The organism is Hydrogenibacillus sp. N12 (genome assembly GCF_019645935.1).
GTDB lineage: Bacteria > Bacillota > Bacilli > Thermicanales > DSM-22653 > Hydrogenibacillus > Hydrogenibacillus schlegelii.
Genome location: NZ_CP080953.1, coordinates 232,325 through 244,517, shown reverse-complemented (window position 1 = coordinate 244,517; position 12,193 = coordinate 232,325). Strand labels below are relative to the sequence as shown.

The 12,193-nt window shown below is 58.9% G+C and carries 8 protein-coding genes and 2 CRISPR repeat arrays (1 of these 10 only partly in view); of the genes, 2 read left to right on the top strand and 6 right to left on the bottom strand.

Translation table 11 applies throughout. The features are described from left to right. Positions 1-224: a CRISPR direct-repeat array (repeat unit 31 nt; unit sequence GTTTCAATCCCTCATAAGGTAGGCTCAAAAC); it reaches 1,224 nt to the left of the window's first position. A 113-nt stretch (positions 225-337) separates the two neighbouring features. Together K2M58_RS01245 and K2M58_RS01240 are read left to right on the top strand one after the other, a co-directional pair. Further along, positions 338-619, top strand: a complete 282-nt coding sequence (locus tag K2M58_RS01245) for a transposase (RefSeq protein WP_082910488.1) — start codon at positions 338-340, stop codon at positions 617-619. Positions 620-642: 23 nt separating this feature from the next. Next, on the top strand, positions 643-1,539 hold the full coding sequence (locus K2M58_RS01240; protein WP_220678726.1) for an IS3 family transposase: 897 nt from the start codon (positions 643-645) through the stop codon (positions 1,537-1,539). Positions 1,540-1,591: 52 nt separating this feature from the next. Then, positions 1,592-4,437: direct repeats of the CRISPR family, unit length 31 nt; unit sequence GTTTCAATCCCTCATAAGGTAGGCTCAAAAC. Between the two features lie 199 nt (positions 4,438-4,636). Here the strand turns inward: K2M58_RS01240 and cmr6 are convergent. From cmr6 to cas10, 6 genes are all read right to left on the bottom strand, one after another. Beyond that, the gene (cmr6, locus tag K2M58_RS01235; RefSeq protein ID WP_220677953.1) at positions 4,637-5,458 is read right to left on the bottom strand and encodes a type III-B CRISPR module RAMP protein Cmr6; all 822 of its coding nucleotides are present in this window, start codon (positions 5,456-5,458) and stop codon (positions 4,637-4,639) included. Positions 5,459-5,597: 139 nt separating this feature from the next. Continuing rightward, positions 5,598-6,014: a type III-B CRISPR module-associated protein Cmr5 gene (cmr5, locus tag K2M58_RS01230; RefSeq protein ID WP_066198744.1), complete on the bottom strand. Its 417-nt coding sequence runs from the start codon at positions 6,012-6,014 to the stop codon at positions 5,598-5,600. A gap of 286 nt (positions 6,015-6,300) precedes the next feature. Beyond that, positions 6,301-7,188, bottom strand: coding sequence for a type III-B CRISPR module RAMP protein Cmr4 (cmr4, locus tag K2M58_RS01225; protein ID WP_220677952.1), 888 nt, complete (start codon positions 7,186-7,188; stop codon positions 6,301-6,303). Between the two features lie 155 nt (positions 7,189-7,343). Further along, positions 7,344-9,038, bottom strand: a complete 1,695-nt coding sequence (gene cmr1, locus K2M58_RS01220; protein WP_220677951.1) for a type III-B CRISPR module RAMP protein Cmr1 — start codon at positions 9,036-9,038, stop codon at positions 7,344-7,346. Beyond that, positions 9,035-10,294 carry a type III-B CRISPR module-associated protein Cmr3 gene (locus K2M58_RS01215; protein ID WP_220677950.1) on the bottom strand — a complete coding sequence of 420 codons (1,260 nt, stop codon included), beginning with the start codon at positions 10,292-10,294 and terminating at the stop codon, positions 9,035-9,037. The genes cmr1 and K2M58_RS01215 overlap by 4 nt, the downstream gene beginning before the upstream one ends. Beyond that, positions 10,275-12,188 (bottom strand): type III-B CRISPR-associated protein Cas10/Cmr2, encoded by a 1,914-nt coding sequence (cas10, locus tag K2M58_RS01210; RefSeq protein ID WP_220677949.1) that lies wholly within the window; start codon positions 12,186-12,188, stop codon positions 10,275-10,277. The genes K2M58_RS01215 and cas10 overlap by 20 nt, the downstream gene beginning before the upstream one ends. Positions 12,189-12,193 lie beyond the last annotated feature (5 nt).

The window sequence follows — 12,193 nt, the reverse complement described above, 5'->3', positions numbered from 1 at the left end:
CCTCATAAGGTAGGCTCAAAACGTGCAAAAGATGGCACTTGCGGAGGGGATTTTCTCAGTTTCAATCCCTCATAAGGTAGGCTCAAAACGCGTGGTGCGGGGTCCCCGGGGCCGGGCGATCCCCCGTTTCAATCCCTCATAAGGTAGGCTCAAAACTTCGATCGCCTGATCGCCCTGTACGGCCCGGATGCAAGTTTCAATCCCTCATAAGGTAGGCTCAAAACGGGCGAGGACCGGAGCGCCTTGATCCGCGGGAGGGGGTTTCAGGTCATGCGCCCCTCAGACTGGACAAATGCTAAAACTATGTTGTATCCTTCTGTCAAAGGAGGGGCGACCTGTGAAACGAACAAAATCCATCCCCGGCTCCATCAAATTCAAAGCGGCTTTGGAACTGATCAAAGGCGAAAAAACGCTCGTCGAACTTTCCCGGGAATACGGCGTTCATCCGAATACCCTCTTGAAGTGGAAGCAAACCCTCCTGGAAAAAGGCGCTGAGCTCTTTGAACCCCCGAACAAAGAGCAGGAATACCAGAAGCGCATTCGTGATTTGGAACAGCTCCTCGGCAAAAAGGAGGTCGAAATCGCGCTCCTAAAAAACTTCCTCGGGCAGGGGAGCTAGATCAACTTCCGCTTCAGGAGCGCATCCGTCTGGCGCAAGAGGCGCTGGCCAGGCGGCTGGCTCCCCTGCCGATTCTCCTCAAGACACTTCGCATTCCACGAGCGACGTGGTATTACCAGAAAAAGCGCCGGGAAACCGAGAAGAAACGAAGGGAGTCTGATGCAGCGCTCAAAGCTGAGATCGAAGCCATCCTTCAGGAACATCCGGAGTACGGCTATCGCCGCCTCGAGGCCGAGCTTCGGCGGCGGGGAATGGTCGTCAATGGAAAGCGGGTCCGTCGTCTTCTCCACACGTTTGAGCTTTCCCTCAAACGAAAGGTGAGAAAACCGAAGCCCAATCCGCTGCTCGAGACGGTCGTCCTGGCCAAGGAACGGGCGAATCTCGTCGCCGGCCTTCTTTCCGAACGGGAACCAGACGCCTTTGAGGTGCTCTACACCGATTTCACCCAGCTCGTCTATGGCGGCGGGAAGGTTTGGTTTTTGCCGATTCTGGACCATCGGACCCGCATGGTGATCGGATATGCCATCTCTTTCTCGCCGGATGTTCGGACCGCGCTTCAGGCTTGGGAACGGGCCAAAGCGTTCATCCTGACCCAAAAGAGGGAGCGCCCGAAAGCCATCCTCCATCACGATCAGGGCGGCGCCTTCTTGAGTCACGCGTGGGTCGGTCATCTCCTGCTTGAAGAAGGACAGCGACTGTCGTACAGCCTGCGGGGACCGAAGGAAAATCCCATTGTCGAATCCTTCTTCTCGCGTTTCAAAGCAGAGCATCAAGACCTTCTGCTTGAAGCAAGGAGCATCGAAGCCCTCGATGCGCTTTTGGCCGAACGGATCCGGTACTACAACGAGCATCGGCTGCATTCAAGCCTGCGGTACAAAACGCCCCAAGAAACGCTCAAAGAAGCCCTGAGCACAAGCTAGGTCTGAATCACATAGGGATACCGATCAAATTGTCTAATTTAAGGGGCGCGGCTCCTCAATCCCTCATAAGGTAGGCTCAAAACGTCGGGTCATGCGCACCATCATGGAGGCGATCGCTCGTTTCAATCCCTCATAAGGTAGGCTCAAAACCATCGACACTGCCGACGATCATCCCGACGTCCTTCCACGTTTCAATCCCTCATAAGGTAGGCTCAAAACGATAGAACCCTTGCCTCGGGTAACCTCGTCAAAAAGTTTCAATCCCTCATAAGGTAGGCTCAAAACAATCCATCACTGCCGAAAAGCGAACATAATCCACCTGTTTCAATCCCTCATAAGGTAGGCTCAAAACATTGCTGCGGCCCGCATGGCGATGGCCTGGTTGATGTTTCAATCCCTCATAAGGTAGGCTCAAAACAATTTGCTCTGTGATTTTGATGTTCGATCTGGGGACTGTTTCAATCCCTCATAAGGTAGGCTCAAAACATCTTATCAATAAGCTTATTGAGTCTGTTACTTTGTGTTTCAATCCCTCATAAGGTAGGCTCAAAACATATCATCCCGTCGTCCAAAAACTACGTCGAAGGGGGTTTCAATCCCTCATAAGGTAGGCTCAAAACATAAGTGTAAAATGCAGTCGCACGCGTCACATAAACGTTTCAATCCCTCATAAGGTAGGCTCAAAACCGTTCCGTCGCGCGGAAAGTCACGACGTCGACCGTGTTTCAATCCCTCATAAGGTAGGCTCAAAACGTTTGGCGCCGTAGTACCCGAGGATATCCAGGACCGTTTCAATCCCTCATAAGGTAGGCTCAAAACGACACCGGTGATGACCGTCGTCTCCTTGCGCGCCGGGTTTCAATCCCTCATAAGGTAGGCTCAAAACTGAGGGGGGGTCCCCGTCGCCCGCGGCGGCGGCGGAGTTTCAATCCCTCATAAGGTAGGCTCAAAACCGCGAGAAAAGGGATACGAGGAGATCAAGCTTCTCGGTTTCAATCCCTCATAAGGTAGGCTCAAAACGAACCGGAGCGCGCTCGGCGAAGTGCTGGAATGGAGTTTCAATCCCTCATAAGGTAGGCTCAAAACTTGAGGCGACATGTACTCGAGTATCGACGAGAGAAGTTTCAATCCCTCATAAGGTAGGCTCAAAACTCGAGATCCTGGAGGCCGTGCGGGATCACGAACGCAGTTTCAATCCCTCATAAGGTAGGCTCAAAACCACATTAGCTAAGAATTTTAGATTTGCAGATGAGAAGTTTCAATCCCTCATAAGGTAGGCTCAAAACCGGGAACCAAGCGATTTTAGCGGTCTTCCCGTCCTAGTTTCAATCCCTCATAAGGTAGGCTCAAAACTCGCCGTCGCCCTGCCGTCGACGCAGGTCGTGGCGGGTTTCAATCCCTCATAAGGTAGGCTCAAAACTGATGGCCGGCATGGATCTTCCCCGGGACGCCATCCGTTTCAATCCCTCATAAGGTAGGCTCAAAACTGGTCGCCATTCGGATCCGGGAGGCCGCCAAAACCCGGTTTCAATCCCTCATAAGGTAGGCTCAAAACGAACAGATCTGAACCGGAAAGGAGGGCAGAGAAGATGGTTTCAATCCCTCATAAGGTAGGCTCAAAACTTTCCATGATAATCCGGGAAGCGCTCGAAATCAACGTTTCAATCCCTCATAAGGTAGGCTCAAAACGACCGACGTCCCCCGGACGATGATCTCCGTGATCTCGTTTCAATCCCTCATAAGGTAGGCTCAAAACGGTGATCGGCGATGACGATCTACGATCCGTTTTTCGTTTCAATCCCTCATAAGGTAGGCTCAAAACGGGAAACCGGCCGACGATGAACCGAACGTTCTGGGTTTCAATCCCTCATAAGGTAGGCTCAAAACAGGGGGTGCCGGGATGATATGCGGAGGAAGAGTTGTGAGTTTCAATCCCTCATAAGGTAGGCTCAAAACTCAAAGAAAAGGTCTACCGTCTTCAAAAATTGCTCGTTTCAATCCCTCATAAGGTAGGCTCAAAACGTTGCTCGATTGTGGCCATGCCGAGATCGGCAAGAAGTTTCAATCCCTCATAAGGTAGGCTCAAAACCCTAATCAATATACCGCGTCAGTCTCAGCACCCAGGTTTCAATCCCTCATAAGGTAGGCTCAAAACGGTACAAACCGGGCCGATCAGCAAAGACGTGGATGTGTTTCAATCCCTCATAAGGTAGGCTCAAAACACGAAGACGCTCCGCGCCGGTTCGGGAAGCGACGGTGGTTTCAATCCCTCATAAGGTAGGCTCAAAACGTGAGTCTCAAACACCCCTCCGACTGCTGTTCCTACTGGTTTCAATCCCTCATAAGGTAGGCTCAAAACCGTGTATTGCCGCGAAAACGGCCGTTCCCCGACGAAGTTTCAATCCCTCATAAGGTAGGCTCAAAACTTGGATACCAGGGCGGCGTCGGCGCGCTGATCCGCAGTTTCAATCCCTCATAAGGTAGGCTCAAAACCGTGATCACTCACAAGCGATACCGACGCCTCAGCAAGGTTTCAATCCCTCATAAGGTAGGCTCAAAACCGTCCTCCGCGTCCCGTCGTTTCGCGGCGCGGGAAGGGTTTCAATCCCTCATAAGGTAGGCTCAAAACGTGGCAGACCTCTGAAAGATGAACGATCAATCGAGGTTTCAATCCCTCATAAGGTAGGCTCAAAACATGTCGACTCCGGCCCGCATCAGGTCCTTCGCAGCCAGTTTCAATCCCTCATAAGGTAGGCTCAAAACACGAGTCGCTTACGTACACCGCCTACGACGATGCAGGTTTCAATCCCTCATAAGGTAGGCTCAAAACATGAAGAAGATTGCCCTGTTTCCTAGAAACTTGATTAGTTTCAATCCCTCATAAGGTAGGCTCAAAACCTAACTAAGCACCGCATAATCAATTTGCTTTTCCCTTTTACCGAATTAATGACCCTCAATCGCAGGCTTTGGAAAAATGCGCTAGGCCAAGTATAGCACAGGATACAAAAGACAGCAAGTTGTCGTCGATCCCCGGGGGTTTTGGCACGATCGTAGATCGACGACATGAGCACAATAATTGCTTGAATGTCTGTCATCCTTAAGCATCGTCTTTGTCAAGGATCAGACGAAGTCGACCGTAACCGCTCGATGTCTTCGCACCGACTCCGACATAACGAAACGCCAGCCGCAAGATCTGGAAGGCCGTTCTGACCCATTTGGGTTGTCCTTCCAGAGCGATCAAGAATCGACCCGTCACCGATATGAACGGAATTGGCGTTGGGCTATCCCAGTCGGCGGGCGGAACTTTGCCGTCGCGATAGTATTCCGAATGGTGGACGTTCATAACATCCGAATGGATCAGAACAGACTCCGGTATGGGCAGCGCATCGTAAAACGTGACCATACCCTCAGCCTCGATCGTCCCGAACAACGTTTGATAGGCATCCCGATCGGCGCGCCAGGCCTCACCGAGATATAATCTGGCGAATCGGGCCGCAAGTCCCTTCAGTGCTCTGCCCGGAATATACGGAATGCCGTACGGATGTTTAAAGAGAACGGACGTCTCCAGCACACTCGGCGCCCCGAGGTGGATGCTGAGTCTGCCAAGGGTTTCAGCTTCCCGCATCATCGCTTTACGTTCTTCCAGGGCTTCTTTCCATCGCTTAAAGAATTGCGCATATGCTAATTCGATCTTATCACTTTCTAGATCCTTATTTTCTTTAGCCGAAACGTTTTTATTGAAGAGCAAGACCACACGGTGGACGTGATTTTGACGCGCCTCTTTATCTTCCCCATTTCGAGCAAGAAAATATTTGTCAAACCACAGCGCCGGATTCATCATCGCCTTCGGCAGCCAGCGCTCAGCCTCATCGCGAGAAGCGGACAAGATCCGGGTCAGCGAATCCCGCCAGACAGGCATCGCATTCCCCTCCCTTTTCCGGGATCCCTCGGCGTTTCGAATTCCGATCTCCCAACATCCTCAGCGTTTCGAATTCCAATCCAACATAATCCACCGCGTTCCGAATTTCGATTTCCGAACCCCTGATTTCCGAACCCCTCTATCTGATATCCGAACCTGCATCCATCGCGACCGTATGGTCGACTTTAAGCACAGACTGGGCAAAGCGCCTGTACCATTCTAAGGCCGCCAGCGCTTCTCGTGTAAGCCGCATGTACGTCCGCAAGTCGGCCGTCCGCACCTGTTGTAGGAGCGCCTCCCGATTCGAAAAGCCCAGAACGTGAGCGAGATGATCGAGAAGAATGAGCCCCGCTTCCTCTCCCTCGCTTCTTTCCTTCGTTGAGCGCGCGTGCACATACGCAAGCGCCTGCTGCAATCCGGCCCTTCGGACGAGATAAGGGAGCCGTAGCGCCCAGCTGCCGTATTTGACGCGACTTTTTTCGTTCATCCTCGCCACTTGATCCCCCACCACTTGCCGGTAAATCAAAGCCGCGTACTTCTGACTTTTTGTCTGCATGTTCCCCCTCCTCTCTGTACCGCCCGATCTATCGGCACACCCATAAACGAGCAACGCCGATCGCGAATCCCATATCCCTCGGCTCGCTTCTCAACCGCAAATCTCGCGATTTTCCATATCCCTCTCATCGAACTGCACAACCGTAAATCCCGCATCCCTCCTTGTGCTTCACGATCGCGGAGCCCCCATCTCACGTGGAATTCACGTATGATCGATTCCGGTCAGCGCATGGCACATTCGGATTCTCGCTCGCCCCTCGCAGGCATAAAGTCGTGCTGCGTCTCGTTCAGGACTTTACCACCCGCACCCGACACAGGCCCCGCCCCACGGTGGCCTTTCCGCCCAGCTGAAGAGGCTTTTGGGTAAGCGCTTCGACGGTCTTCAGAACCTCGTCGGCTTCCGCCTTTACGGGCATCGCCAGAAGCATTCCCGATAGCACCGATTCGGTAGGCAGCGCCTCTTCGTACCAGAGCCCGCCTTCTACCACCGTCTTAAACTCACTGTCCAGCCGGACCCGGGCCTCCACTTCCGTCGCCGTGTCGAGCAGATAACCGAAAAGATCGTCGTGGACGACCAAAAACCTCTCCCCAAAAAACGCCTGCATCGCCGGGTCGCCCGGAAAAAGCCGCTCCGCCAGCCAAGTGGCCCATCCCCGACTTTCCTCGGAGAACCGGGGCATAAGATCCAGATCTTCGAGCACGATCCAGGCAGCAGCGCCTTCGGAGGGGGGATCCATCTTTCCGACGATGGCCGCCTCTTCGGTTGCGACGAGTCCTTCGTCCACTGACGCCGGCTCGGGAACGTCCGGTACGGCCTTCGCTATCTCCGCAAGCTCCAGGTCGCGACGAAGTCGCCTCAGGACAAAGGGCGACGTCGCCCAGGCAAACGTCCCCCAGAGGCTGCGTACGGGGAACAAAAGAAGCTTCTGATCCCCGATCACGACCGAGCCCGCATGTTCAGACGCTTCGGCCGTGTCCGGTCCAAAGAGGCGCCGGCGCACATCCGGATCTTTGCAGGCATCGCGCAGCACCCCCTTGAGTGACGATCCGGGAAGATACGGCAACCCGGTCGCCCGCTCCCGGGCGACCGGAAGATCGATGATGCCCACCCCCTGCCCCGTCCCCGCATGGAGCGGGGAGAGCGCGTGCACGAAAAGCGGCCACCCCCGAAGCATAACGGCACCTCCCTCGCAGGGTATCCAGTCAAGGCATATCAAAACAGAACGGGCGCCTTCCGGAGCGCTTCCGTTACGCGCATCCGGACTCCGCTACGGCGCTCTGCACCGCATCCATTCTTCCGCGACGCCGCCGCCACGCCACATCGATCATTTCAAAGCGTCTCGAAAAACGCCGCGAGCACGTCGACTTTGCCGTCCACGGTCCGAAGCGGGAGGGGCTGAAGCGGACTGATCTTCTGCGCCTCCTTCGGGGTGAGAAAAGGATCGACCGCATACGTCCGTCTCCCGGCCTGCAGGGCGAGGCGGTGACCGCGCCACTGAAAAATCCCGGTGTTTTCCAGAATCAGCGCCAGGCCGACCGCACCGTTTTGGCAGGCATAGGGCCGCAAAATGAGCGGGCTCGCCAGACGGTCGACCCTGTTTCCATCGCCGAGCAGCCTGCCTCGAAGCTCAATGTTTTTCTCCCTTGGATCGGACTTTCCACCCCTAAAGTGAAACACGATCGGCAGGCCGAACGCCGCCCGCGGAAATTTGTCGATGATCTCACCCTTCGGTTCGTTCTGCGGACGACCCCGGCGGCCCGGAGCGCGAAGGAGGTTCCGAATGGCATCGGCCTCGGGCCAGGCCGAACACCCGTTCACCTGTTTTTTTCGGAATGCGCGCAACTTGGACACGAGCTCTGTCCACGCCTCTTCGACGTTGCGATAGCAGGTCTGAGCGGAACGAAAGCGGCCATCATCGCCCGAACTGCCGGCGCGAGGCCCCGACGGTCCGATCACTTTAAGGCGCATGTGCGGATGGAGATGCGGCACGCCGGGAGGCCATTTTCCGTCTACTCCCACGTATTGCTTCAATTTCTTCTCGATGTCGCGTCTTACGTCATCGACCGTCGCAGGCGGCGGGATCCTCCGGCCATCGATTTCGACCAGCCGAATCGCCCCAAATCCGCGCCGCGTCCGGGCGCCGAGGCCGCCGAACGTCTCCCAGGCCCACAGTGCCGCGTGAACGTCTTCCTGATGCCGCTTCGGGTAGATCAGTTCCAGTGCGAACTTCACGCCCCGGATGACCCGGCCGGGCGGAAGCCGCGGCTCTCCTCTTGTGCTCTGCAGCGGGAAGGCGACGTAAGCCACTTTTTTCCACAGCGAGTTCGGTTCCTGCCGGAGATCACGGTCGTTTCGGCCGTTCCGCTCGCGCTGCTCCTCACGGTTCACCTGGGGATACGGCGTCTCGTAGCGGAGGGGATCGTGGGGAGTGAGCATCCGGACAAAGATCTGAACGTTCATCGAGCGGTGCGGTTTTTGCCCGTCCGCTCCCGATTTTCCGGCACCGGGATACGCAGCAGCAGCTTCAGCAGCGGCTTCAGCGGTAGCTTCAGCGGCCGCAGCTTCAGCGGTACCAGCATCGGCGTTACCAGCTTCATCAGGAGCGGCTCCGGCGGCACCGGCGTAAGCGGCAGCGACTTCAGAGAACCCAGCTTCAGCGGAAACGGCATAAGCGGCTTCGGATTCGGCTGCAGCCGTCCTGGACGCGCCCGCTTTTGCGCCGCCCCCTGCGGCCATGCCCCAGATCTCCGCTTCCAGTTCGTACAGGCGGGCGAGATCGCCGTTCGACTTTCCCCCCCGAACCGCCCGCCACCAGAAGCGAAGCTGTCCCCGGATCGCCGTTCCCCGCACGGGGGTGATCGGATCGGGACTGCGCGGCACAACGCCGCCGAACATCGGCGTGATCACCTCGTAGACCCGCCGTTCGAAGACAAGTTCCTCCAAAGATGCCGGGTCAAAGCGGACCGGCGGAGGCGAAGCCTGACGCGCCTTCCTCAGGCGCTCCCGGTTCCCCTTGCCGTTCATCGACGTCCCTCCTCGGCGGCCGACGCCATCACCGGCACGGCTCCATCCCAGAACCCCACCGCCACCACGCCAAAGCCGGCGCAGCGGTCGTCGGCCTCATCGCTGATGGCGGCAAACCACATCGTCTGCACCCACCGCCGGATGTCCGCTTCTTTCCCCTCCAGCCGGAGAAACAGGACCGTTCCGGCCGGCGCCAGCCGTCGGCTCGGCTTTTCCCTTCTTCTGGCAAAATCCCATCCCGAAACCGTCTCGTAGCGGCGCAGGGCGATCGCCCGAAGGGTCGGCCGGACGTTTTCCCGAACGTCCAGCAGCCAGGACGGCCGCCACCCCTGCCGAAAATGCGCCGGGGTGAGGAGCAGCAGGCGGGCATGGCCGCTTTTGGCGATCTTCTCCGGCAGATCCGCCGGCATCGCCGGGACGCTTTTCGCGCTCTTTTTCCATCCGACGAGGCGCCGTTCGCCGCCCAGCGGCGCCGGGCCGCCTGCAAGATTCAGCGGATCCCCGTCGACCGCCACCGCAAGAGCAAGGCGGCGGGCGCGAGACAGCGCCCGACCTTCGCCGGGCTCCGTAAACTCAAGCCCCCGCGTCTGAAAGAGCGCCCCGCTCTCGACGTCCGCGGTCAGCGTGTGCGGAAGAATCTTGACGTGCGTTCTCATCTCCTGAACCGGTCCGCTTATGCCGAACTCCGGACGGCGGACGCGCCAAGTCCACGCGCCGTCCGGCGCCGCCTCATCCGGCGGATCGCTCAGCCACCGAACATAAGCGTCCCACGACCAGTACCGGGGGGCGCCGCCGATCGGCTTTCGAGGGTCCCGTTCTTTTAACCCGACCGGAAGGAGCTCGTCGACCAGATCCGTCACCACCCCGTCCGGCAGCCGGAGCGGGATGAGGCGCTTGACGGCGATCCAGTCGGAGGCACTCGCCCCGCCTTCCACCGAGGCTACGGCGTCGGTCTCCGGGGTAGCGTCGAGCAGCAGGGCGTCGGCGGGAGGCGTCACGAACCATTGATCGATCTCCCCCGCCCGATCGAGCGCGACGAGAAACGGGCCGCGGACGCAGAGCTTCTTCACCTGCTCCAGCCGACGTTCTTGAAAACGGCCGTCCGGCCCCAGGCCGGCCCGCGTCCGGAGCGCGCCGGTCGTCGTCGACGGATACGGAAAATCGAGACTGTACGCCCGGGCGCCGGGATAGGCGCCGAACGGTCGACCGTCCCGGACGATCAGCGGATCGCGCGGTTCAATGATCCATACATCCAACGCCCGCGCCCCCTTCCCCGGATGCCCGGACTTCGGCGTCCGGAAGCTTATACGGCCCGTCCCCGGCCAGATCTTTGACGGCCGCGATCTCCCGGGCGATGAGAAGCTCGTCCACCCGTTCCTCGAGCCAGGCGAACACATTTTCCGTCCTTTCCAGATCGTCGATCAGACGCTGAAGGAAGGTCGCGTCGATCGGGGCTTCGCCCCCCTCCGTTCGCTTTCGCCGCAAGAGGCGAACGGCCTCTTTCCGGGCGGCCTCCTCCAGGTCCGACGCCTGCGCCGGATCGGTCGGCCGAAGCGTCCGGGCGAGCGTCTTTAAGTCGTATGCCAGCCGATCCGAGAGTTGCCCCGTCCGCAAAAGCTCGATCAGCCACCGGAGCCGCTCATCGAGAACGCCCCAGCGGCCGCGCACCGTCCGCTGGCTTCCTGACCGTTTCGATAGGGTGATGGCGAGGGCGTTTTTTTGCGGAAGTGACTTCGCCGCCTTCTCCGTCTTGCGGGCCAGATCAAGCACGTCCGAGAGCGGCTCGAGGTGATGAGCGATGACGAGGCCGACGGAAAGCGTTGGCGAGATCCGTCCGTTCTTGTCCGGCGCTGAAAATGAGCCGAGAAACGAGCGGAAAGTGTCAGAAAGTTTTTTGGCGCAGTCGAGGGCACGATGGAGCGGCACGAGGGCGAGCACGTCGTCGCCGCCGGAGTAAATGAGGGATCCGCCGCACGCAGAAGAGGCGACGAGCTCGGCCGCCCGGAGCGCAAAGCGGCTCTGCCGGAGAGACAGCGCCCGGTGCTGATCGGGTGAAGTCTGCGCATCGATGATCCGGCCCATATGGTCGCCGTCGGACACCAGAAGCGCGTAGTAGGGGTGCGGGCGGAGCAATCGTCCGCCGCTTCCCTCCCCGAACGCCTCGTCCAGAAACGCGCGCAGCGCCTCGAGGGCCGCCTTTTTCCTACGCCGCACTTCATCCGGCCCCGCCGCGGAGGTTGACCGCTCGACGAGCCGCGCCAGCCGTTCCTCAAAGAGGAGCTCCCCGTCGTACGGCCCGAAGACCGGATGCTCCGGCCGTACCGTCGGAAGATCGTCGTCCTGAAGGCCGAGGGCCCTGAGGCGATCGATAAACGTCGTCACCGCCGATCGCCGCTCGTCCGTCAGGCGCTCGAGAAGCGGCAGGGCCGCCACGTGCGACGTGCTCCAGAAGGTCGACGGAACCTCATCCGGGACGCCCGGCCGCAGGCGCCGCCCGTGGCGCTTCATCAGGCACACGCCGCACAGATGCTCCCCCTTCTGAATCCCGTAGCGACGATACAGCTCCGCCTCCTCGAGGGTCCGGACCTCTTCCGGGAAAAGCACCGACTCCCGCGCGCCGTCCAGCGCACACTTCGGCTTTTCCGCCCCCCAGGTCACCGGCGCAAAGTCCCGCGACGCCTTCCGGGCGCTCATCGCCGCCTCGACGACCTGGCGCGCAGCGTCGTAGCGGTCGCTAAGCGGGGCCGCCGCCCAGAAGAGTTCCGGAAAATCGTCCACCTGCCGCACGGCGACCGCCCGATCGAACCGTCCGACGATGCGGCGATACGCCTCCTCCCGAAGCTCTCCGAGGCGCCGAAGGACGGCCTCCCGCACCGCCCGGCCGACGTCCTTCGGCGGGCGATCGATGACGGCCAGCACCCGGTTCGGCGCGCTGAAGTCGGGATCGGCCAGGCGTTCAAGGCGATCCGGCGCCGGGAAGATCAGCGCCTCCCGGGAACCTCCGCTTAGCGCGACGATCTCCCGGGCCGCCGCCTTGGCGAGCTCGCTCAGGAGCCAGGAACCGTACCAGAGGTCCCGGCTTCTCCGGGCCGTCGCGATAAAGTCCTGGACGGGGCCGATGTGGAAGAGGAAAAGGTGCTCATCGCTCATTCTTC